The organism is Candidatus Weimeria sp. HCP3S3_B5 (genome assembly GCF_052064335.1).
Lineage (GTDB): Bacteria > Bacillota > Clostridia > Lachnospirales > Lachnospiraceae > Weimeria.
In genome coordinates this window covers 42,138-64,963 of the sequence record NZ_JBQHVU010000014.1, presented here as the reverse complement: position 1 = coordinate 64,963, position 22,826 = coordinate 42,138, and the positions used below count along the sequence as shown (strand labels likewise).

Annotated in this window: 19 protein-coding genes; 3 read left to right on the top strand and 16 right to left on the bottom strand. The window is 44.4% G+C overall.

All coding sequences use genetic code 11. The features are described 5' to 3' along the window. Positions 1–42 precede the first annotated feature (42 nt). The 11 genes from pglX to guaA all read right to left on the bottom strand — a co-directional run bounded on the left by pglX (position 43) and on the right by guaA (position 14,812). Positions 43–3,930: a BREX-1 system adenine-specific DNA-methyltransferase PglX gene (gene pglX / locus ACTNCK_RS08085; protein ID WP_441081997.1), complete on the bottom strand. Its 3,888-nt coding sequence runs from the start codon at positions 3,928–3,930 to the stop codon at positions 43–45. A gap of 56 nt (positions 3,931–3,986) precedes the next feature. Beyond that, on the bottom strand, positions 3,987–4,673 hold the full coding sequence (locus tag ACTNCK_RS08080) for a DUF4417 domain-containing protein (RefSeq protein ID WP_441081996.1): 687 nt from the start codon (positions 4,671–4,673) through the stop codon (positions 3,987–3,989). After that, the gene (locus ACTNCK_RS08075; protein ID WP_441081995.1) at positions 4,660–5,016 is read right to left on the bottom strand and encodes a hypothetical protein; all 357 of its coding nucleotides are present in this window, start codon (positions 5,014–5,016) and stop codon (positions 4,660–4,662) included. The genes ACTNCK_RS08080 and ACTNCK_RS08075 overlap by 14 nt, the downstream gene beginning before the upstream one ends. Further along, the gene (locus tag ACTNCK_RS08070; RefSeq protein ID WP_441081994.1) at positions 5,016–5,498 is read right to left on the bottom strand and encodes an EndoU domain-containing protein; all 483 of its coding nucleotides are present in this window, start codon (positions 5,496–5,498) and stop codon (positions 5,016–5,018) included. Before ACTNCK_RS08070 ends, ACTNCK_RS08075 begins: the two co-directional genes overlap by 1 nt. A 238-nt stretch (positions 5,499–5,736) precedes the next feature. Beyond that, positions 5,737–6,330 (bottom strand): ImmA/IrrE family metallo-endopeptidase, encoded by a 594-nt coding sequence (locus ACTNCK_RS08065; protein WP_441081993.1) that lies wholly within the window; start codon positions 6,328–6,330, stop codon positions 5,737–5,739. Then, positions 6,323–6,643, bottom strand: a complete 321-nt coding sequence (locus ACTNCK_RS08060) for a helix-turn-helix domain-containing protein (protein WP_441081992.1) — start codon at positions 6,641–6,643, stop codon at positions 6,323–6,325. Before ACTNCK_RS08060 ends, ACTNCK_RS08065 begins: the two co-directional genes overlap by 8 nt. 257 nt (positions 6,644–6,900) lie before the next feature. Next, entirely contained in the window at positions 6,901–10,524 is a 3,624-nt protein-coding gene (brxC, locus tag ACTNCK_RS08055) for a BREX system P-loop protein BrxC (RefSeq protein WP_441081991.1), read from the bottom strand. After that, positions 10,521–11,117, bottom strand: a complete 597-nt coding sequence (locus tag ACTNCK_RS08050) for a DUF1788 domain-containing protein (RefSeq protein ID WP_441081990.1) — start codon at positions 11,115–11,117, stop codon at positions 10,521–10,523. Before ACTNCK_RS08050 ends, brxC begins: the two co-directional genes overlap by 4 nt. Beyond that, entirely contained in the window at positions 11,117–11,716 is a 600-nt protein-coding gene (locus ACTNCK_RS08045; protein WP_441081989.1) for a DUF1819 family protein, read from the bottom strand. Before ACTNCK_RS08045 ends, ACTNCK_RS08050 begins: the two co-directional genes overlap by 1 nt. Further along, the gene (locus tag ACTNCK_RS08040; protein WP_441081988.1) at positions 11,709–12,239 is read right to left on the bottom strand and encodes a hypothetical protein; all 531 of its coding nucleotides are present in this window, start codon (positions 12,237–12,239) and stop codon (positions 11,709–11,711) included. The genes ACTNCK_RS08045 and ACTNCK_RS08040 overlap by 8 nt, the downstream gene beginning before the upstream one ends. 1,022 nt (positions 12,240–13,261) lie before the next feature. Next, a complete protein-coding gene (guaA, locus tag ACTNCK_RS08035; protein WP_441081987.1) occupies positions 13,262–14,812 on the bottom strand; it encodes a glutamine-hydrolyzing GMP synthase in 1,551 nt (516 codons plus the stop codon). A 146-nt stretch (positions 14,813–14,958) separates the two neighbouring features. Between guaA and ACTNCK_RS08030 the strand changes: the two genes are divergently transcribed. After that, the gene (locus ACTNCK_RS08030; protein WP_441081986.1) at positions 14,959–15,477 is read left to right on the top strand and encodes a hypothetical protein; all 519 of its coding nucleotides are present in this window, start codon (positions 14,959–14,961) and stop codon (positions 15,475–15,477) included. 2 nt (positions 15,478–15,479) lie between these two features. Here the strand turns inward: ACTNCK_RS08030 and ACTNCK_RS08025 are convergent, their stop codons facing one another. The 3 genes from ACTNCK_RS08025 to upp are packed head-to-tail and all read right to left on the bottom strand — an operon-like array spanning position 15,480 to position 19,001. Next, a complete protein-coding gene (locus tag ACTNCK_RS08025) occupies positions 15,480–16,952 on the bottom strand; it encodes a TrkH family potassium uptake protein (RefSeq protein WP_441081985.1) in 1,473 nt (490 codons plus the stop codon). 9 nt (positions 16,953–16,961) lie between these two features. Further along, a complete protein-coding gene (gene trkA, locus ACTNCK_RS08020) occupies positions 16,962–18,362 on the bottom strand; it encodes a Trk system potassium transporter TrkA (protein WP_441081984.1) in 1,401 nt (466 codons plus the stop codon). Between the two features lie 9 nt (positions 18,363–18,371). Further along, on the bottom strand, positions 18,372–19,001 hold the full coding sequence (gene upp, locus ACTNCK_RS08015) for a uracil phosphoribosyltransferase (RefSeq protein WP_441082005.1): 630 nt from the start codon (positions 18,999–19,001) through the stop codon (positions 18,372–18,374). A gap of 162 nt (positions 19,002–19,163) precedes the next feature. Here upp and ACTNCK_RS08010 point away from each other — a divergent pair, with 162 nt between their 5' ends. Beyond that, positions 19,164–20,534, top strand: a complete 1,371-nt coding sequence (locus ACTNCK_RS08010) for a uracil-xanthine permease family protein (RefSeq protein WP_441081983.1) — start codon at positions 19,164–19,166, stop codon at positions 20,532–20,534. A gap of 33 nt (positions 20,535–20,567) precedes the next feature. Then, positions 20,568–21,329 (top strand): 4-hydroxy-tetrahydrodipicolinate reductase, encoded by a 762-nt coding sequence (dapB, locus tag ACTNCK_RS08005; protein ID WP_441081982.1) that lies wholly within the window; start codon positions 20,568–20,570, stop codon positions 21,327–21,329. Positions 21,330–21,368: 39 nt separating this feature from the next. Here the strand turns inward: dapB and dapA are convergent, their stop codons facing one another. Both dapA and ACTNCK_RS07995 read right to left on the bottom strand, forming a co-directional pair. Beyond that, positions 21,369–22,253, bottom strand: a complete 885-nt coding sequence (gene dapA, locus ACTNCK_RS08000; RefSeq protein WP_441081981.1) for a 4-hydroxy-tetrahydrodipicolinate synthase — start codon at positions 22,251–22,253, stop codon at positions 21,369–21,371. A gap of 12 nt (positions 22,254–22,265) precedes the next feature. After that, on the bottom strand, positions 22,266–22,751 hold the full coding sequence (locus ACTNCK_RS07995) for a cob(I)yrinic acid a,c-diamide adenosyltransferase (RefSeq protein ID WP_441081980.1): 486 nt from the start codon (positions 22,749–22,751) through the stop codon (positions 22,266–22,268). Between the last annotated feature and the right edge of the window lie 75 nt (positions 22,752–22,826).

The window sequence follows — 22,826 nt, the reverse complement described above, 5'->3', positions numbered from 1 at the left end:
ATATAATTTGTATCATAATATTGCAACTTATTTTACAGCAGATCATATCTTTGCTAGCAGGTCTATCTTCTTTGGCTTCTTGCCTTCTGATGACACTTCGACTCCCTGGAACAGGGCGTAGTTGTGCTTCACGCCGTCATCGAGGTCGATGGAGAGCTTCTGAAGTGCAATATGCGAAAGAGCCTGATAGTACGGACGCATCTCCGTGAGCTGCTTCACATACTTGTCACGCTTCTTTGTAGCCTGTGCCTTCTCTGTAGCTGAATTCGATGTGGAGATGATGTACTCCGCATTCTGCTTCGCATTCTCTATGGCTCCCTGCACCATGTGCAGATACTTCGATCTCACAAGGCCTACGGTATCAGGTGTGTATCTGTGCATGTAGATGAGTGCCTTGAATCCGTTCGTCTTCCCGGAATCGAAGAGCCAGTATATCGGGCGCTTACCGGAACCTGTGACAGAATATGTGTTGCAATGATCCTTGTAAAAATCATTCACAAAGTAATTCCTGATCACATCATCTGATGTAGTTCCTTTATTGCCGAGTGCCTCTGCTATGAACTCCATATTCTCTGCAAGCGTATCTTCTCCATATACTATCCTCACGAAGTCCCTGAATCGTGCAACTATATCATCCTTGAAGCTGTAATTCTCGTCGGTGATTGGTATGATGGCATCCTCATCTGGTAAAAAGGTGAGCTGCGAGAGGTCCGTGGTCTGAGGTTCGAGATCCGAGACACCGGTATCTGTATCATTCGGGTACGGATTTTCCTTCAGATACTCCTTCCAGTCACCACCTGCGAATGCGAGCCCCGGTTTGTCCAGACGATACCTGCCAAACATGCATCCTACCGCATACGAGATGAATGACACTATCTCATCTCTCTTTGTCCTCACATAGTTGCTGCCCTGCATGGACTCCGGCACTTCTTCCTTCGTGTCGTAGATCCTGTGTACGGTCACGTCCTTGTCACTCTCTTCTGGTGTCAGCTCGTCCTGAAGTCCGTAGATATCTATGAAAATACGGTTCAGCTCTTCCTCATTCGCCTTGAGCGCATCGAAGCGGGAGTTGCAGGTGTGCTTCCATTGGGCGTAGCAGTCAGAGATGAGGGTATAGGGGCGAGGGGTTAGGGTATAGGAAGCAGTGCACAGGTGTGAGGTCTGAGGTTCGAGGTCTGAGGCAGATAGTTCAGTATTTTCATCATTGCTATCACCATACGCATCAAAATTTTCAGGCACAGAATCCTCTATATCGAAAATAAGTGGGCTGCCATTGAAGTCCCAAGAAGTCTCGTAACTGTCCCAATCACTTTTTGAAGTATTAACATTAATCTTAACAATATCATTAATGATTGCCTTTTTATGCTCATTATAAATAAATGGCAGTGTACTAAGTTGCCCCACTTCAAAAGACATTGTTGGACTGCTTATTTTTGTAATTTCATATGCCACTTTTGATACAAGAAAACCAAATGCATATAAAAGAAGATCGTCATTTCCAGAGAACATTCCAGAACCTGCCGCGTCATAAATGTGCCCTTTTGGACTATATCTAACTGCAAAAGCAGTGGTACTTATATTCGAATATGTAAGTCCTTTTCTTAACATGTACTGTAAGTTTTGCGGCCTTGATTTTAAATTACCCTTTTCATCTTTAAAATTGCGAATCTCATATCCATCATTTTCCCAATTAACTATGTAATCATTATTGCCATACCATAGTCTATAAGAACCACCTTTGTTGCAAGGGAACCACTTTTTATTTCCAGTTTCACTCAATGTGATTTTATTTTTTTCCACTTCCGGCCACAGCCTTAAGAACCTATCTTTATCCGCAGTTTTTATGCCTTGTCTTATGTCAATTATTTTATCTAATCGTTTACCGATTGAGTAATCCTGCAAAATATTATTACTGGCCCAATATGCTATTGGTCTACTTGGTATTTTATCAAAGTTCTGTTGCGAAACTTGAAATCTATTATCCTCACTCAGAAACATCTCCTCTTTCCCATCCTGGCTCTTTGGTTCTATCAGCCGGCAGAATGTCCCCTTATATTCCTTCATCAGTGTCTTTCTGAATACGAAGCTTGTCGTCTGGACTACTTCGCCACCGATTTCTTCAAATGCTCTTGCTCCAAGGTGTGCCATATTTACTATTGTGACATTCTGGATTTTTTCACGAAGCTTCTCGAAGCTCGATAGGAACATCCATGAATGCATGGTAATCATTGCCTGATAGCCGTCTGCTTTTACAAAACGGCTGCATCTTTCCATGAATACAGCAAAGAGGTCTGCCTTGCTGTCTGGGTAGTTCTTTTTCACATATTTCGACAGCTCCGCGTCCATGCTTCCACCTGCCATATATGGCGGATTCGTCACTGCGACATCATACTTTGAACCCAGTATCTCTCCTATATTTACGAGCTGAGTGAGTTTCTTCTGCACCTCATCCAGTCCCATATTCGTGAACATATTTATCTGGCCGGAATCGTCGTATGACGATACAAATCTGTCGAGCAGATTCCAGTCGAGCTCCGGCATCTGAAGGATGGAGCCGTATTCCTTTGCATCCTCGAATACCCCGAGGAGAGCTGTCATCTGTGAGAGCGCGGTACTTTTTTCATCAGAGGACAGAGTGCTCCCGAAGAACTGCAGCTGATCACGATTGATGGAATTGCTCTCCTGGATTGAATATACATGTGGCTGCGGCTTCGGATCCATCTTCAGGATCAGAGGATTGTACTGTCTGGCCTTCATCATTACAGCAAAATAGGACAACTGGTATGCCCGGTCGTCTATGTCGAGTCCGTATAGATTTTTCTCAATGATGAGACTTGCTGCATCACGCTCCGTGTATCCGTCTTCCCTGTATATCTGCATCAGAACCTCAAACAGATACACCAGGATGTGGCCGCTGCCCATGCACGGATCGATAGCTGTGATGTCCTCAGGTGTGATGTCTTTTCTCTCGGCGTATATGGCGTCGAGCTTTGCCTGTACCTCCGGTTCCTGCTCTACCTCTGGGAGATAATATTTCCACCCAAAGTGCTCGGCTATCTCCTTCTCATCTGCGGTCGGATCATTTGCACGCAGATGTTCTATCCAGATACGGCCTACACTGTTCTCGACCATGTATCTCACTATCCAGTCAGGAGTAAAGAGCTGTGTCACAGCCGGAATCTCATCCTTTGTGATCTTTCCTTTTTTCGCAAAGGCATCGGCCTTCGGCTGCGTATTGTAATACTGATAGAGCCAGCCGATGATCTCGATCTGACCTTCCTTTTCTATATTGAAATCATCCTCAGGCACTGTGCCGATGAGAGTCTTTACTACTCCGTCCACCGTGTATGGCAGTTCGAGCAGCAACTCCATATAGTCATCTGTTTTTTCGAAGAGTCCCGGAAGGATGTCGTTCAGCTTATTGCACTGTGCAATGAAGAGCGTCTGGAAAGCAGCATCATAGTGATTGTCTCTGATATCCTGAGCTACCTCGGTCAGTGATTCATCTGACATTCCGAGATCTATATCCATGTAGTCATTGATGATATCAGGGGTGGTATTTCCTGTGTCGGATGAGAGCACACGTGTCCTCGATGGCAGATATCCATTTACCTCCATGAAGCGGATGGCGATGAGACGGTTGAACCAGGTATATGCGGTCTCCTCTATCACAGCATCATAGCCCTTTTCCTTTACTGCTTTTACGAGATTTCTCCTCTTCTTGATGTCATCCCCGAAGATCTGATTCTCTGCTCCCGCCTCTGTATCATATATCTCGAAGTCCGGTCCCTTCTGAACCGGATCACTGATCCCATCTGCCCGAACCCCATAGTTTGCTGCCTTAGACCTCGCAGATTCCATCAGCGTCTCCCTGGCATACATTGCGAAATTCTTGATTGCAGACTTGTTCAGCTTCTTTCCGTCACCCATCTCTTATATCTCCATAACTCTTATTTTTGTCAGTAGCTAACACTCATATTTTACCATTAAGGAGATATCATTGCCACATATTTATGCTGCCTTGTAGTCCAATCGTCAAACTGCACAAAACAAGTTCTTCCACTCAAACCTTCAAAGATTTTTCTATTCATCGGACCATACACTAGCACAACCTGTGGGCTAAGAAAATCAAGCATGGATATCAGGCCTTCTCTGAAATATTTCTTTGATTCTGCAGCCTTTATCTGCCCATATGTGCCAATTGAAACAATGCTGTTCTTATCAACGCCAAGAAATGCAGGTGGTTCACTAAATATTTCATCAGTATAAGTTCTCTCATCGCCCCAACGTATATTTGGTACAACGTATATTCCCTGATTGCTATAATAATATCCGACGGCTCTATTCAGATAGATATCCGCTAACTGTACTATCAACGGTGCATCAATATACAGTGAACAGTCCGGAGATATAATTCCGGCAAATCTACCGAGATCATCTTTGAATTCTTCTGTCTTCGTAAGCACATCCCTGAAATTGATATCATTTTCATAGAAACACACAAAATCTGTCGGGACGCCTCTATTTCTTTTGGAGAAAGGAACCATACCCGATGGGATTATGATCTCCTTCGGAGCATCTATATGGGGAATCTCGAGATCTCCATCGAAGAAGGCAGTTTCAACAAGAGACACCCTGAAGCCTTCATCAACAAGATTCTCAATTTTTGCCATGTTTTTTCCTCCAGTCAAGGATTTCATCTGCAGATTCAATGCTGCCTGCTATATTATACTTTTCACATTCCTCAGAGAATTTGCTCATAAGATTTTTATAGCAGTCAACCAGCTCGCGACTGTTAGTCTTCTCCGCGATGTCATCTATAACCTCACTAATCCATGAATATTCATCTGGGGTACAGTCATTTCTGAGAAAATCAATGGTAGAAGGAATATCTTCTGAAAGGATATCCGTTTCCAGTTTATTACATCTGGCAATCTCATCATACCACTCACCCTGACTTATTTTCTCTGCATACTCTCTCCTGGCGATTACTTCTCTAAATTTCTTTATATCCATTATTTTTTTCCTTTCCTGTATGGTTGTTTTGAATCTGGAAAAATGGTAGCAATCTTGCCATTTGTCCTGATAACACCAACACGGACTCCTTTCCAGATTCCGTATACGGCTTCTCCATTCTTACTGTGTCGATTCCCTCGCAAATTGGCAACATGCTCTCCTGCGTGCCGTATATCTCTGCTTGTCCAATTTCTTGGAAACCATGCCTGGCCTGTTCCTTTCCGTTTCCGGGGATTTCTGTGATTTGGAACATTTCCAACTCTCACTCCGTTCGGATAGGTCTTCACGATGTGATATTCTATCCCGTATTTATCAAGTTCATTTATACCAGTCTGGCCATGTCCACCACTTACAAGACGTATATGGTCACCTGGCATCGGGTGTGTATACGTTCCCTCGTTAGAATGTACAACAGCAAACTGACTTGCAACACCAGCTGCTCCTTTAGTATTAAGAGTTCGTCCTGTTTTAGTCGTCCCCATTACTGAACCCCCCTGTCCTATAATGACAGGAAGATTCAATACTATCAATTAACGAAAGCATTCTGCCTTCCTTTCCGCCAATTATATGGCTTAAACAAAAAACCAAAAGTTTCTCTTGTATAGACGGAAAATCTATGCTAAAATGCTATATACATTCAAAAAGGACTAGCATTCGTGCCTGTTCCGCCTATGACACTTCCTAAATTGTTGGTAGCAATTTAAGAAGTGTTTTTTATTCTCAGATCACACGCTCATAGGCATCACCTCCACCATATCTGTCGTAGTATTGAAGCAGCCTGTTTTCATAATCGGTATAGGTCTTCTGCAGCTTGTGGTGTCCTTTCCACTTCAGATAGTACCGATATGCATATGCGGCAGCAGTTTCACTGATATTGAACCTGTCATAAATATCCAGCCAGCTTCTGGGATTGATCTTGTCTACAAGTATCGGAGGAGCTATTGCATATTTTGCAAAAAAATTTGCTTCATCCTCCTCATGCTCTCCACGTCCAGTATGATCAAGGACTATATGACCTATTTCATGCAAGATCGTAAAGTTCTGCCTGTCATATTTATAGTCCATGTCATTATAAAAAATAATCTCCTTACCACCATTCTCACAAAAGAAACCGTCTTCACTTATCGTCCGTGCCGCTTTTAATTTTCTCCTTGATAATGCTGAATAAGGGATCAGAGTTATCCCCATTTTTATGGCAATCTCAAAGCCTGATACAGGTATGCATCTGATCTCATACATCTCAAATATATGCACGACCTCCCCTTTGATAAATTCATACTTCTCATCGGAAAGCTTCCATACTTCCTTATTCATCGTCATCTCCCATTAGAATATCAATAAACTCTTTTTTATCCTTTGAAGACATCTGATTCACATTTCTGGCTATCAGCTTCTTCGCATATCCCAGCTCTGACTGTTTATCCACAGGTATACCCTCAAGAAGATATTCTGATGTAGTATCGAGCGCAATCGCCATCTTCGCAAGGACGCTTGATCTTGGTGTTCTGTCACCTTTTATATAGTGAGATATCGCGGCCTCAGTGCACCCTGTCCTGATAGCAAGCTCTTTCTGAGTCATCCCTTTCCTGCTTAACAACGCTTTAATCCTTTCTCCTATCTGCTTCATCGTGCTTTCCTCCTGTAAATCTCCTTTGTCTACGAATCTATATTAACAGCACATTATCATTTTGTCAAGTATAATTCTATATTTTGTATTTATATATTTCAGGCATCCCCTATATACAGATTATTAACAATTTGCAATAATCCAACGAACGTGTTTAGGCATTATAGCAAAAAAACGTGCAATCATACGGACTGCACGTCTTTTATTCAAAATTAAAGGAGAGTCATTGGGGCCTCCCGCGGCCCCGGGCTTCGTAATCAGCTCAGATTGATCGTGGTATCATCATCCAGCTGCTCCATTAGAGACTTGCGCATCTCATCAAGGAACTTTTCCACATCATCCTTTGTCTTGATCCTGTATGTCTTGTTGTGGGTCAGCATCCTCATCGTCACTGTCTTTGGAGGCTTATGGACAGGCGGCTTTGGTGGCTGCGGATCAATACCTCCGCCCGTCGGTGGCTTCGGCGGAATAATGCTTGCCTGATATGCTGCCTCTGCTGCGTCATTTTCTCTCAGGCACTTATCCAACAGGGCTGTACTCTCAGTCGGTATGCCATTCATCGATGCGATATCACTTGTATGGGACAGCTTTTCAAGAAGATCATTGAACTTCTCAGAGAAAGATTCCTTGAGTCTGTCAGTATACGGCCTGTCCGCAATCACTGCATCAAGAGCTGTCTTGAAATCATCATATACCTGTGGTCTGATAGCCTCTTCATACTTCTGAAGAAGATCCATGATAGAACTGGTGAGCTCCTGATCATACTGCTCCAGCTTTTTTATAAAACTGTATGGCTTGTTGTTCTTAATTATCTTCCTGATCTGGTTTGCATAGTCTATTATCTCCTGATCAGAAATATAGTTCTTGCTGGCCTCATATATCTTCAGAGCTTTGTATGCACTCAGGAACTTATTCTTCTGAGTGCCCTCAAGGAAATTCTTAAGGTCTGCCATATCAAGAGCAACCGCCTTGAAATCGTCTGCCAGTTCATCCACTCTCTGATAGAATGTCATAGGATCCTGAATAGCATTTATCTCGTCTGTCATTCTGAGCGCTTTATTAAGAGTCTCCTTTCCAGGGAGTGGAGAATCACCAATATAATCACTAGCAAGTGTCTTTTCTATCCTGGAATGAAATGTCTCACAGTATGTCTTGAAATCACGCATCAGGGCATCTGAGTCATCAGTTATTGCAGCATGTCCAAAGAAGTCATGGATTACATCCTTTACAGACTTCACCCACGCCTTCTTCGGTGTCTGCTTAAGCTCTATAAGAAGCGTCTCCCTATACCCTCTCTGAGTCAGATACTTGTACGCCTCATCAGCAGTAGTCGATGCCGGTGTATGGATCACACTGTTCAGCTTGAATGATATATGTCCCTTCTTATAGTGTACTGCAACCAGATATTCTATATCTTCCTCAGTATATCCATACGGAGCCTTCCCGAACTGGTCAAAAAGCTGCTTCAGAGAAGTCCTTATTCCCTGATTGCTATTAAACTGAACTGCAGAAAGAAGGTCATTCAGAGCCTCCTCATCCGGATCCTTGTCCACACCTCCGAACGAGACCTGAACATAATTATTATTCTTCTTCAGGACTTCACGGATTGTCTCCTGTGTAGGCTCAGACTTCATATTCTTGAGCTTGCTGTATACGCTGTCGATAAGCTTTCTGAAACCCTCTCCTATACGCTCCTGTACCTTCTTTGTCTTAATATTGAGCTTTGCCCCTCTGACAAATATAGTCGAATTCTCCAGAGCTTCCCTGATATACTCCCTTGCTCTTTTAGAGAAATCAAGTCTCTCCTTCTGCTTGGTAGCCTTGATGATTTCAAAGTCTGTGAGTGTAGAATTCTCCGGACTTTCGAGGAATGCCTGAATCTTCTCCATCATCTCGACTTCTGAAATGTATGGCTGGGTATCATCCAGCTTCACTATTACCGCCTGCTCATTCATTGAAAGCATTGACAGTGCCTGGTCGTTGAGTTCTCCACTGAATGCCGTGTACAGATGCAAGGAAATATCGCTGTTATTATTCTTGATGATCCTGTCATCAAGCTCTGTATTGAATGAGAACGAATAACGGTTGCTATACCTGTATTTACTATTCGGGAATGCAATGATCTCCTCAAATGCAGTAGCAGCTATATACTGCTGTGTCACCTTGGTATCGACATTTATATTCCGGATCCTGTTCTCTGCTTCCTGCTCCTCATTCGTCAGGAACACATACAGATCTCCGTTGCGCTGTACCAGAAGCTCATCACAGAGCCTGCGAAGAGATTCATCAACTGTCTTATGCAGCTCAGGCATATCCTGATCGAGCCTGGAGATCATAAGTGTCGTAAAGTTCTGAGCTGTCCCCTGGAAATTGCGGACATGCTTTATCATAAAAAGAACCTTCAGGAGACTGACATCAAAGTCGTTAAGCCTCGGATTCTTCATTGCCTCCGATATCACTACCCTGTGCTGGTGATCCACATCATCATCCGCCCTATCATAGAATGCATCAAAAGGAATCAGGATATCGGAATCCTGATCTTCATACTTCCTTGCAGCTATCTGGGTGTAGGCAAGCATCGATCTCTCACCATCAGATGTATTTTTTCCGCTGGAACTGTACTGTCTGATCGCGGTGAGCACCTCTCCTAATAGCTTGAACTGGTACGGCACAAATGGGTACACATCCGCGAAATTCTCTGCATCCGAATACAAAGGCATATGAGGTGTACCTTCGCTGAACGTGATATTATTCTCTATCGTATTCTTATAGCGCTCATATATAGGCTTTAATCTCTCTGAGACCTCAGGCTTTTTCTCGAGAAGTCTCTTCTGTACGACCTCTGCTACATCTGCTGATGACAGTGATACTCTTGTATCAAATCGTCCCTGGATCTTGGAAAAGTCATCCCCGATGATCTTCGTGATCGAATCGATATCCTGCTGGCTCGTAACTGCGATCCATGCCTTTCCCTGACATGCTATCCCCAGATCCTCTGTGACTGTCTGGAGATTTACCATGAGCTTGCTGTCATCTGCTATATACTGACCGATCTCATCCACAAGGAATACCACATGATGATTACTGCCCTTGCTGTCACAGTATGACTTCACATAGTTAGCAAAATCCTCTATCGAAAAGCTGTATGTGCTCTCAGCATTATTCGCCCAGTTCTCTGCTGCTTCCTTACTCATTACTCCAATTTCAGAAACAGCCTCTACTATATCATCCTGGCTGAAATAGAAATCATCTCTGGCATCTACCCAGTCATCGCCACTTATCTCTTTGAACTTTTCTTTGAACTCATCGTACTTGCCCTTTTCATCGAGGCTTCTCTCAAAAGCTGCAAGAAAAGGAATCGATCCGCAGTACCCCAAATAATCATTGAAGACCTTCATGAAGACCTTCTTTATCGCTTCCTTGTCATCCTTATTCTCTGCCGTACTCTTGGAGTCCACATTGAAAAGAATCACATCTGTATCATCTGCATAGGATGCGACATCCTTTATCTTCTCCTGGAGCTTCTTATCCGGCACCTTAACGTCATCCATGAAGAAGTCTGATGCAGAATAAATCCTGCTATCAGATGGATCATCTGTATTCTTTACTTTCTTGTCTGAAAGTATGTATGACAGGATTTTCAGGAAATGTGATTTACCACTCCCAAAGAAACCTGATATCCACACTCCCATTTTGCTGGTCTTCCCGGTCAGTCCCTTCTCATACGCATCGAAGAACTTATTCATGTAGCGGTCGATCTCATCCGTGACCACGTACTCGTTGAGTTCCTGATACACATTCTCCTTTTCCTTCTGACCTACCATTATTACGCCGTTGATCTCACGATCAATCGACTTCTGGAACATATCCTGAATCTTCATCTGATCTTTCCTCCCTCGCTGTACACAAGCGGTTTTGCCATATAATAGTTGCCATCTGTCATTGTCCCGAAGAGGCTTAGTGTCTGACCATCCCATGTGCCCGGATAGAACATAACGACCGGGCATTTATGGAACACATCTCTCAGGGTATTCAGCAGATTGTGTGCTCTCACGAAAGGATATACTTTTCCTATTCCTGTAAGAAACACAACTGCATTATCAGGCGTCTCCTTTACGATCCGATTGATGATCATATTCTGATCCGTAGTGAGACGCAAGGTTTTTTTCACTGCTTTCTCTACATATTGGAATCCCTTTTCCTTCTCAAAGCGGATACACTTATCTATGTATCCCTTCTCTTCAAGAATATCGATCACCATATCATAGATGTCATATTCACAGATCACAAATCCATCTGTGTCAGGATTATTCTTATCTTTGAGATCCTGAATGGTGCTGCGCATAACAGTTTCATTTACCGGATCATATTCAAATATATAATATCTCTTCTCATTGATGCCGCCACGGTTTTCAAGAAAATCCTCTGATGAGATTCTTGGCCAGATGGCATCTATCCTTTTTTGAAAATTCATCAGCGCTCTCCTGTAAATGCGTAAAGGAAGTTTGCCATGTCATTATCTTTCAATGCCTTTCGCAGATCATCATCTATGAACGGCCTTACGATTTTCTTTCTGTCATCCTCATCCTTTTTCAGGATTCCTGCTTCGATCAGAAATCTGATATATGTAGATTTTAGTTTCTTTATTGTAGTCTCCGTCCATGCAGCCACTGTGGAATCCTGATCAATTTTTCTGTCGAAGAATATGTTCATATCGGCATCTGTGATCTCTTCTTCTCCAAGCCTGAGCTTCTCTCCATATAGCTCATAGACCAGTTCAAAAAGCATCCTGTCTGATTCCATTGCCGATATCAGCGCAATGATCTTTGCTGTACTCACATCCGCTGTGAGGATCTGATTCATCACATCCTCCGGAGTATTTTCTATCCTTCGCCTGATACATCCGAACTCACTTATGATCCTGCTCTCTGCTCTCTGCTGATAGACATTTCCTCTGATCACGATTTCTCTGACCTCTGACATATTATGTTCCTGACATAGCCGAACGGTCTCCTTTGTCTCAACGAACCAGAGCAGATATTTCACGCTGCCGGCGCTGTATTTATTAACCATATATCCTCACAAATCCAACATATCCATTATATTCATCATCTGAAAAAGGGTTACTGTAGCCAGCATAATAAAATATCAGAGATCTTCCCTCCTGAAACTGTGAATAATATGCTTCAGCATTTGACTTACGCTTGTCATAATCATACTTTTGAACACCGCTATGTTTAACCACATCCTCACTGTACATTCCTTCATAATTCCATGTACATGCTGTAGCTGGTGGCAATGTTATCTCTGCTGGATCCGCTTTGCCATTCCACCACTTTGGTGTCTGAGCCGTAGCTGTAATTGTTTCCTTACCAAATGCATTAATGCTCAAACTGCATGCTGCCACTCCAGGACACGACGCACAGGATTCTCCTGCATGAGTTTTCTCATCATCTATATTTCTATTTTCTTTTATAAGCGTTCCAGGATACGAATACTGACCTACACAATATGGGTTTGCCTCAGGATTTTTACAGATATGTCCATTCCATCCATCGCTATGCCACACCAGTCTTAAACTCATGTGATTTAACATAATCGGATTCCTCCTCATGCTTTTATAACTACTTCTGTCTATTATATTCGATTTACGCTGCGATTGCATCCACAATTTTTAATTCTTTAACAGTATTATCTTTATCTGATCTTGTTTTTGTCGCCTGAAAGGCGACATTTTCAAGGTATATTTCAAGTTGCGAGCAATGTCTGTTTGTACAAAAACAGACCGCTCGTTGGGGAGATTCTCCCCACGCCCCTCTCATCTGTCTGCTTCGCAGCCAGAGCATCACCTCGCTTCGCTTCGGTTAATCATTGTCACCTAATCAATTACATCATTCTTATGCAAAATAAAAAAAGCAGGCCACATCTACTGATGCAGTCTGCCATTACTACCTTGTCTTATTTTCAGTTTTGCTTCTGTCAGGTTCATCCTTATCCGGCTGATATCTTTTGACCTTATCGACATTGGACTTTGCGATCTGGTAATCCATCATCTCTTTCTTTGCGGCCTTATATTCTGTTAACTGTCAAGTAAAAATGTACAAAAGGGGGGTGCGGACGTTTTTCTGGACCAATTATACGGTCAATCCGACTCATTGCAACACCAAAAGATTTCACTGGCTGAGCAGATATTTTCACTATAGGCCTGTACAACACACGACAGCACCAACAAAATTTTCCTACCAAGCAGATATTTTCACTATAGATTCAAACCGTCTGTAATAGTACCAATAATTTTCCAGAATTTTGGTGCCGTCCGACTTTTTTCATGCGTATGGTGAAAATACCATGCACTATACTAATGCTTATATGGTGCGGTAAATCTGTAAATGTATCTATTGTGAAAATCATCTGTAATTCCACAGGCAAAATTGGTGCTGTCGCGGATACACTTATGCTATTGTGAAAATCATCTGTAATTCCACAGGCAAAACTGGTGCTGTCGCGGATAAACTTATGCTATTGTGACAAAAAGCCATGAGAACTTTATTCTCATGGCTTTTTATGTTTTTCTATACTAATATTATATATTTAAGCAAATGTATTATAACATTTTTCTCACTCGAATTCTATTGTGCCTGGCGGCTTACTCGTGATATCATAGAGCACTCTGTTTACATGACTTACTTCATTTATGATTCTTGAAGTCACTGTCTTCAGCACCTCATATGGTATCTCTACAATATCTGCTGTCATGAAATCGACTGTATTCACGGCGCGGAGCGCTATCGCATAGTCATAGGTTCTCTCATCGCCCATGACGCCGACTGAACGCATATTAGTAAGCGCTGCGAAGTACTGGCCGGCTGTCTTGTTGAGGCCTGCCTTCTCCATTTCCTCACGGAAGATGGCATCGGCGTCCTGGACTATCTTCACCTTTTCCTCAGTAATGTCACCGATGATACGGATTCCAAGTCCCGGGCCCGGGAATGGCTGACGCATTACGAGCTCTTCAGGAATGCCGAGATGGAGGCCGACCTTACGCACTTCATCCTTGAAGAGATATCGTAGCGGCTCTACTATCTCCTTGAAATCTACATAGTCAGGCAGTCCTCCTACATTGTGGTGACTCTTGATCGTGGCAGATTCGCCGCCGAGTCCTGATTCAACTACATCCGGATAGATGGTTCCCTGAACCAGATAATCTACTTTTCCAATCTTCTTAGCTTCCTGCTCGAAGACACGAATGAATTCCTCACCGATTATCTTTCTCTTCTTCTCAGGCTCGGTCACGCCTTTCAGCTTGCTATAGAAGAGATCCTTGGCATTGACCCTGACGAAGTTCAGCTCATACGGGCCTTCAGGTCCGAAAACCTTCGATACCATATCGCCCTCATCCTTACGTAAGAGGCCATGGTCTACGAATACGCAGGTCAGGTTCTTGCCGATTGCCTTTGCGAGTAGAACTGCTGCAACTGATGAATCGACTCCACCTGAAAGCGCACAGAGAGCTTTGCCGTCACCTATTTTTTCACGGAGTTCCTCTATCGTTTTTTCAGCAAACGATGACATCTGCCAGTCACCGGCACATCCGCACACGTCGATCACGAAGTTATGTAATATCTGCTTGCCGTACTCAGTATGAAGAACCTCCGGATGGAACTGGATGGCGTAGAGATTTCTCGATGGATCCTCAGCAGACGCCACCGGACAATTAGCAGTATGGGATGTGATATGAAAGCCTGCTGCCGGAGTCTTTATATAATCATTATGGCTCATCCATACAATAGAATTCTCTGGCAGGCCGGCAAAAAGCGGACTTTTCTCATCATCGACAGTAAGCGGAGTCTTGCCGTACTCTCTTTCCGGAGCATGGTCCACACTGCCGCCTAAAACATGCATCATGAGCTGGGCACCGTAGCAGAGCCCAAGAACAGGCACGCCAAGCTCAAAGAGTTCCCTGGGAGCCGTGGCCGAATCCTCTTCAAATACGCTGTTAGGGCCTCCGGTCAGGATGATACCCATAGGGTCCATCTCCTTGATCTTGTCCAGAGGGGTCCGATATGATGTGATCTCGCAGTAAACATGATTTTCTCTGACACGGCGGGCGACAAGCTGATTGTACTGACCGCCGAAGTCGATCACGATGACCTTTTGTTTGTGTTCCATTAAATCTCCTTCCAGAAAAAGATAAAACATCGCGTTTATGTATTATCATACAATATCGCAGCAAATTTTTCCACAGGTATTTAGTTTATCTGGTAAATCTACGATATAATAGATAAGTAGTATTCCATTTTAAAAAGGAGAAAATCATGAGCAGCTTCACAGTTACAAATAATGTCACACTCAGGAATCTGTACAAGACCAGTGACTCCTCATTATCGAAGCAGTCAGTACGTAAGGAGACCTCATATGGCAAGCTCGTAATGGCCGATACACAGGCCCTGAGAAAGGGCATATCATCGCTTGCTGATGAGGACTATGGTGATGAGTCAGAGGACAGCAAGGAGAGCAAGGCCGAATTCTATAAGAAAATGAAGGCCTTCTGTGATTCCTATAATTATACTATTCAGTCATCTAAGAAATATAACAGCAGAGACTCCAAGAGCGCAATAAAGCAAATGAAACAGCTCGCCAGCGATTATTCTGACGAGCTGGAGGATCTTGGCGTCACATTTGACGACGATGGATATATGAGTATGTCAGAGTCCGCCTTCGATAATATCGACGAATCAAGATTCGAGGATACCTTCGGAAAGGAATCCGAATTCATGAGCTCCCTGTCCCAGATAGCAAAAAAGCTGTCGAGGCATATAGACCTGAAGGCCTGATATCATGAGGCTCTCTGGCTGCATTTCTTTCTTATGAATATCTCCTTTAACACAGCTGGATGAAAAAGGATGATCAGAGGAAACAGCTCAAGCCTTCCTGCTATCATATCAAGTGTAAGGACTATCTTTGAAAGATATGACAGGCAGTCATAATTGGCTGCCGGTCCGACCTTTGCGAGACCAGGTCCTATGTTATTGAAGGTAGCAGCAACAGATGTAAAGCTTGTCACCAGATCCTTTCCCTCAATGGATACCAGAAGCACAGACACTATAAAGATCGCCAGATATGTGATCGTATATACATTTACAGATCTCAGCACATCATGCTCTATGACCTCGCCATCCATCTTTATCTTCTTCACGCTTTTCGGATGGATATAGGAGTTGGCCTCCTTAAACACAGTCTTTGAAGCGATTATGGCTCTGGATACCTTGAATCCGCCTCCTGTAGATCCCGCACAGGCTCCGATAAACATAAGCATCACAAGGATGGCCTTTGAAAGAGTCGGCCACAGGTCAAAATCCACTGATGAGTATCCTGTTGTCGTGATTATGCTTCCCACCTGAAAGAAAGCAGCTCTAAGCGCATCGAGGGCATTATTGAACATTCCCATTATATTGAAGAAAATGATAATGACTGAGGCTCCAATTATACCGAAGTATACCCTGACCTCCTCCATACGAAAGCTTTTTTTCGGCTCTCTTGCAATGAGGAAATAATAAAAGTTGAAGTTCACTCCGAACAGGACACAGAAAACACCTGTGATCCACTGCTGCAGGGCGCTGTAGCTTCCGCAGCTGTCGTTTCTCACACCGAAGCCTCCTGTACCTGCCGAACCGAATGTGATGCATAAAGCATCAAATGCCGGCATCCTCGCAATGACTAAGAGCACGAACTGTACTACAGTCATTCCCAGATAGATCCTGTAAAGGATTGCTGCTGAGCTCTTTATCTTAGGGACAAGCTTTCCGACAGAAGGACCCGGAGATTCTGCCCTCATAAGGTTTATATTGGAGCCACCTGACATAGGTATTACAGCCAGAAGAAAGACAAGGACTCCCATTCCGCCAATCCAGTGTGTGAAGCTCCTCCACATCAGAGATGTATGAGAGATGGCCTCGACATCAGTAAGGATGGAAGCTCCTGTCGTCGTAAAGCCTGATGCAGTCTCAAACCAGGCATCTATGAAATTAGGTATCTCTCCTGTCAGCATAAAGGGAATTGCCCCGACCACTGATATGAGGATCCATGAAAGAGAGGTCACGACACAACCCTCTTTAAGATAAAACATCGTATTTGACGGCTTTTTCCTGGTCGTAAAACACCCGATCGCAAAGCTTAGGACTCCAACGAAAAGATAGGAGAAGGCCTCTTCCTCATGGTATATGATGCCTGTGATCATCGGGATCACCATAAGAAGGCCAACGATCTCAAGCACCTTTCCTAGTATATATTTGATTATAGACTGATTCACTTGTCACCTCTATGCCAGAATATCCACTATATCAGAGAAGCCTGTATGTGTAGTAACTATCATCACCGTATCGCCAACCTCTATAGTATCATCTCCCTTAGGGAAGATGATCGTTCCGTCACGGCTTATAAACGATACCATCAGATGTCCCCGAAGCTTCAGATCCTTGAGCGGGACACCAGTCACAGCTGAAGGAGCTCCTATACGGAACTCTATAGCCTCTACAGTATCATTATACATATGATAAAGAGTCTCTATGTTTGAATCCATCGATGCTCTCTTGGCTCTGGCATAGGCAATTATAGCCTCCGACGTTATGATCCTGGGATAGACCACGCTTCCTAAGTCAAGACTGTCTATCACATCCTGGAAAGCAAATCTGTTGATCTTTGTAACTACCTTTGCCTCTGATACCCTTTTAGCATGGAGGGTCAGAAGGATATTCTCCTCATCTATACCAGTAAGAGGGACAAATGCATCTACTGTCTCTATGCCCTCCTCCTTCAGAAGATCGGCGCTTGTACCGTCTCCATTTATTATAATAGCATTTGGCAGCAGGGAGGAAAGCTGCTCGCATCTCTTCTGGTCGCGCTCGATTATCTTTACCGAGATACTCTCCCTGATGAGCTGGGCTGCCAGATAATAGGCTGCCTTGCCTCCGCCTATTATCATACAGTCCCTGACATTTGCCGTAGGCACTCCAAGGCTCTTAAGGGCATTCTTGCCATTGTGCCTTGAGGTGACAAATGATACCGTATCTCCAGGAGAGAAGATATAGTCTCCGTTAGGTATATAGGCCCTGCCGTCATGGAAGACAGTGGTAAAGAGCACATTCCTTGACTCTCTTGCGACAGTGTGCACTGCCTTACCTACTATCCTGGAATCTTCCTTGACACGGAACTTTATCATCTGAGCCTCTCCATGCGCAAAGGTATTCACCTCAAGCGCAGAAGGGAGATAGAGAATACGGGCAACCTCCATGGCCGCCTCCATCTCAGGGTTTATGATCATGGCCAGTCCAAGCCGGTCGCGCAGATAATTGATCTCCGTGCTGTACTCCGGGTTCCTGACTCTTGCTATAGCAGAGCATTTTCCTATACGGGTGGCTATAGTGCAACAAAGAAGATTCAGCTCATCTGAATCCGTCACAGCCACTAAAAGATCTGTATCATCGATCCCAGCCTCCTTCTGGACGCTGTAGCTGGCCCCGTTTCCGACTATACCCATCACATCATACTGGTTTGTGATGTCGCTTATCTTCTGCTCACTCTCGTCTATTATCGTAATATCGTCGCCCTCTCTGGACAGCTGAGCAATAAGCGTATGGCCTACCTTTCCGCAGCCAACTATAATAATATGAAGAGGATCCGCGTCCGTCGACGCAGAATTATCCTTTGAAAAAATACCCATACAATTCCCTTACAGTGTACCGAAGATACGATCTCCAGCGTCTCCAAGTCCCGGACAGATGTAGGCATCACTATTAAGCTCTCTGTCTACATGGCCAATATAGATCTGCACATCAGGATGGTCATTATGAAGCTTCTCGACTCCCTCCGGAGCGGCAATGATGCACATGAACTTGATCTTTCTTCCGCCATGCTGCTTGATGAAATCTATAGCTGCTGATCCTGATCCGCCTGTCGCAAGCATTGGATCCACTACGACTATGGTACGCTCCTCGATAGGAGAAGGCAGCTTGCAGTAATACTCATGAGGCTCGTGAGTCTCTGGATCTCTGAAAAGGCCTATATGTCCTACCTTTGCAGTAGGTACCAGAGAAAGTACCCCGTCTACCATACCGAGTCCTGCTCGAAGGATAGGAACTACAGCCAGCTTCTTTCCGGCTATAACAGGAGTCATGCATTTCTCTATAGGTGTCTCGACCTCTATCTCCTCGAGCGGCAGATCTGAAAGTGCCTCAAAGCCCTCAAGCATGGCGATCTCTCCGACCAGTTGTCTGAACTCATTGGTTCCTGTATGCTTATCTCTTAACCTTGAGATCTTGTGCTGGATCAGAGGATGATCAAACACCCTTACATTATCCAGTCCCTTATAATTTTCCATCTTTTGTCTCCTTTAAAATATTCCGCAAAAAAACACTCTATATTATAGACGAAATTTTCCTGTAGTCAACACTTGTAAATGGCCAGTAAATCATTTAGAATTTCTATGGTACAAAAAAGTTTTTTCCGATATAAAGGAGGCAAAATGGATACAAAGCAGCAGGCAATAAAAGATGCCAGGACCCTGGGCGTTCCGAGGATGCTCCTGTTGGGGCTTCAGCATATGTTTGCCATGTTCGGGGCAACGATACTGGTCCCAATCCTGGTTAATAGTTATTTCAAGGGTGAGGGCTTATCTATTCAGGTAACTCTCTTTGCAGCCGGTGTCGGTACCCTTCTCTTCCATGTGATAACAAAGATGAAGGTTCCGGCCTTCCTGGGATCATCATTTGCGTTTCTGGGAGGATTCGCGACCGTCGCCAATCTGAAGACCGGCATCTACAAGAACATGACAATGGGAGAAAAGCTCCCCTATGCCTGCGGAGGAATAGTCATAGCCGGGCTTCTCTATCTGTTGCTTGCTCTAATAATAAAGCTTGTCGGAGTCAACCGGGTAATGCGTTTCCTGCCTCCTGTGGTGACAGGTCCTATAATCATCTGCATAGGCCTCTCACTTGCTCCCTCAGCGGTAAACAATGCCTCACAGAACTTACCTTTAGCTCTCATCGCCTTTGCCGTGATCGTGATATTTAATATATGGGGAAAGGGAATGTTCAAGATCATCCCTATCCTTATGGGTGTAGTGATCTCCTATATAGCTGCTGTCATCTTTCAGGCAGCAGGCATGACAAATGCCGACGGCTCAGCTATACTTCAGTTCGGTGAGATAGCAAAGGCTAAGGTAGTTCAGCTGCAGCCATTTATGATCTGCAAGTTCGATATCACAGCCATACTGGTAATGGCTCCAATAGCTATTGCCACAATGATGGAGCACATAGGAGATATATCGGCGATCTCAGCTACTGTTGGAGAAAACCTCATCTCTGATCCTGGTCTTCACAGAACACTCATAGGAGACGGCCTTGCTACAGCCTTTGCCGGCCTTATCGGAGGTCCTGCAAATACTACCTATGGCGAGAATACCGGTGTGCTCGAGCTTTCAAGGGTCCATGATCCTCGTGTGATAAGGCTTGCTGCCATCTACGCAGTGATCCTTTCCTTCTCTCCGAAGTTTGCCGAGGTTATAGGAACCCTTCCGACTGCTATCATAGGAGGGGTAAGCTTTATCCTCTATGGAATGATCTCCGCTATCGGAGTAAGAAATGTCGTCGAAAACCATGTCGATTTCACGAAATCAAGAAACCTTATAATTGCCGCTGTCATCCTGGTAACGGGTCTGGGCTTTACTGATGGTCTGACCTTCAAGGTCGGAAGCACTCATATCACCCTTACTGCCCTTGCTCTTGCAGCTATTTTCGGTATAATCCTGAATGCCATACTTCCAGGAAACGACTATGTGTTCAACGAGAAGAACGATGAAAAGGATGAATCAGAGCTTTCTTCAATAAGGATGTAAAGTTAAAACTTTTTAACAGAAAGGAAAAGGATAATGACAAGAATTATTATGAACGGGGCCAACGGCCATATGGGACAGGTTATCACCGATATTGTTGCAGGGGATGAGGACTGCGAGATCGTAGCCGGAATCGATCCCTTTACTGAGAGGAAGAATTCCTATCCGGTATTTGCATCCTTCGACCAGTGTGATATCAGTGCTGATGTGATAATTGATTTTTCAAACCCTAAGGCTGTTGATTCGCTTCTTGACTACGCTGTAGACAAGCAGACGCCTGTCGTTCTATGCACCACAGGTCTTTCTGATGAACAGATAAAACAGGTGGAAAAGGCCTCTGAAAAGGTTGCCATCCTCCGCTCCGCAAACATGTCACTTGGTATCAATACTTTGTTTGAGCTGCTTGATAAGGCTACAAGGGTGTTCGCAGACGCAGGCTTCGATGTAGAGATTGTAGAGGCTCACCACAATCAGAAGCTCGACGCCCCGAGTGGTACGGCTATTGCCCTTGCCGATGCTGTAAACGATGCTGCCGATGGCAGATACACCTATATCTATGACAGGCACGACAGACGGGAAAAAAGAGATGCAAAAGAGATCGGTATTTCATCCATCCGCGGCGGGAATATAGTCGGTGAACATGAGGTGATCTTCGCCGGTCAGGATGAGGTCATCACCTTCAAGCATCAGGCTACATCAAAGGCTGTCTTCGCCAGAGGCGCTGTTGAGGCAGCAAAGTTCCTGAACGGAAAGGAAGCCGGAATGTATGATATGCGAGAGGTGATCGCAGCAAAATAATTTCATAAAAAAAGCGGCAGGCGCTTGCCTGCCGTTTTTTTATAGAAGTCCGTAATCCTTCATTGCATTCTTTAGTCTCTCGAGGTTCTTCTCCTCCATCTCACAGAGAGGAAGTCGAAGAGGTCCGACATTCTTTCCCATCAGATTCATAGCTGTCTTCACAGGAATAGGGTTTACCTCGCAGAAAAGTGCATCCACTAGCGGAAGCTCACGAAGCTGCATCTTCCTTGCCTTCTCTATATCCCCGTTCAAGAAGCTCATCACCATCTCATGAACATCGTGTGGAGCGACATTTGATACTACAGAAATGACACCGATACCGCCAAGTGAAAGGATAGGGACCACAAGTCCATCCTCACCTGAATAGAGCTCCAGATCGCCATCACAGAGCCGCATCATCTCAGATGTCTGAGCCAGGTTTGCTGTTGCATCCTTTACTCCTACTATATTTTTCTTTGTCTTGCGGAGGGTAGCGACAGTCTGCGGAGCAATATTTGTTCCTGTCCTTCCAGGTACATTATAGAGGATGATAGGAAGCTTAGTCGAATCTGCAATAGCACTGTAGTGTGCAACAAGTCCCTTCTGAGTGGTTTTATTGTAGTATGGAGTCACGACAAGCGCTGCATCTGCTCCATGCTCTTCTGCCTCTTTAGTCAGCTGGATAGCTGTCTTGGTGCAGTTGCTTCCTGTACCTGCCACGACAGGTACCCTGTGTCTGGTAAACTCAACGGCCTTTCTTATGCACTCGCTGTGCTCCTCCATTGTAAGAGTAGATCCCTCACCGGTGGTACCGACTATTACGATAGCATCGGTACCTCCCTCTATCTGCTCGTCAATGATCTCCTCGAGCTTGTCATAATTAACATTCTGATCTTCATCCATAGGCGTAATGATAGCTACGCCTGCACCCTTGAATATTGGCATCATAACCTCCTGTCAGTCCTCGCTGCCATCTTCTTCTACAATCTTTAGTATCTGACTGCTTACCCGTCTGACTGCAGCGGGAAGAGTCGTTCCGGTAAGGATAACCTTCATCGAGTCAGAGCCGGCGCCAAGCACGTCAACCATCTCCTGCTCAGTGACTATTCCCTCATCGGAAAGTCCCAGAAATTCATCCAGGACAAGTATATCGCATTCACCGGTGGAGAGTACCTTCTTTGCGAAGCCAAGTCCATTGATGATGTTCTGCTTTTCTTCCTTCTTTGCTTCATCGTCAAGCTCACTGAAGCTGTGAGAGCTACGCTCAAAGGAGAATTCCTTTATCTCCGGCTCAAGCCTCTTCCAGTAGTCTCCCTCAAGAGCGCCTTTAAGAAACTGTATGATGTATACGCTTGATCCACTGGCTGCTGCTCTTATAGCAGTGCCTAGCGCCGCAGAAGTCTTACCGACTCCCGGGCCATAATAAACCTGTATATTCGCCATAGTCACCTCTCGTCACGACCATTTCAGGTCTCAATCGTATGCATTATATCATATACCAGCTCATTTGAAAACACC

What these genes read in the sequence shown, in the direction of transcription:
- pglX (WP_441081997.1), bottom strand. Translation starts at nt 3,930, where the DNA reads ATGGGTGACGGAAAGAAGCTGAACAAGTCTGCAATCAAGAATTTCGCA.
- ACTNCK_RS08080 (WP_441081996.1), bottom strand. Translation starts at nt 4,673, where the DNA reads ATGGCAAAAATTGAGAATCTTGTTGATGAAGGCTTCAGGGTGTCTCTT.
- ACTNCK_RS08075 (WP_441081995.1), bottom strand. Translation starts at nt 5,016, where the DNA reads ATGGATATAAAGAAATTTAGAGAAGTAATCGCCAGGAGAGAGTATGCA.
- ACTNCK_RS08070 (WP_441081994.1), bottom strand. Translation starts at nt 5,498, where the DNA reads ATGGGGACGACTAAAACAGGACGAACTCTTAATACTAAAGGAGCAGCT.
- ACTNCK_RS08065 (WP_441081993.1), bottom strand. Translation starts at nt 6,330, where the DNA reads ATGAATAAGGAAGTATGGAAGCTTTCCGATGAGAAGTATGAATTTATC.
- ACTNCK_RS08060 (WP_441081992.1), bottom strand. Translation starts at nt 6,643, where the DNA reads ATGAAGCAGATAGGAGAAAGGATTAAAGCGTTGTTAAGCAGGAAAGGG.
- brxC (WP_441081991.1), bottom strand. Translation starts at nt 10,524, where the DNA reads ATGAAGATTCAGGATATGTTCCAGAAGTCGATTGATCGTGAGATCAAC.
- ACTNCK_RS08050 (WP_441081990.1), bottom strand. Translation starts at nt 11,117, where the DNA reads ATGAATTTTCAAAAAAGGATAGATGCCATCTGGCCAAGAATCTCATCA.
- ACTNCK_RS08045 (WP_441081989.1), bottom strand. Translation starts at nt 11,716, where the DNA reads ATGGTTAATAAATACAGCGCCGGCAGCGTGAAATATCTGCTCTGGTTC.
- ACTNCK_RS08040 (WP_441081988.1), bottom strand. Translation starts at nt 12,239, where the DNA reads ATGTTAAATCACATGAGTTTAAGACTGGTGTGGCATAGCGATGGATGG.
- guaA (WP_441081987.1), bottom strand. Translation starts at nt 14,812, where the DNA reads ATGGAACACAAACAAAAGGTCATCGTGATCGACTTCGGCGGTCAGTAC.
- ACTNCK_RS08030 (WP_441081986.1), top strand. Translation starts at nt 14,959, where the DNA reads ATGAGCAGCTTCACAGTTACAAATAATGTCACACTCAGGAATCTGTAC.
- trkA (WP_441081984.1), bottom strand. Translation starts at nt 18,362, where the DNA reads ATGGGTATTTTTTCAAAGGATAATTCTGCGTCGACGGACGCGGATCCT.
- ACTNCK_RS08010 (WP_441081983.1), top strand. Translation starts at nt 19,164, where the DNA reads ATGGATACAAAGCAGCAGGCAATAAAAGATGCCAGGACCCTGGGCGTT.
- dapB (WP_441081982.1), top strand. Translation starts at nt 20,568, where the DNA reads ATGACAAGAATTATTATGAACGGGGCCAACGGCCATATGGGACAGGTT.
- dapA (WP_441081981.1), bottom strand. Translation starts at nt 22,253, where the DNA reads ATGCCAATATTCAAGGGTGCAGGCGTAGCTATCATTACGCCTATGGAT.
- ACTNCK_RS07995 (WP_441081980.1), bottom strand. Translation starts at nt 22,751, where the DNA reads ATGGCGAATATACAGGTTTATTATGGCCCGGGAGTCGGTAAGACTTCT.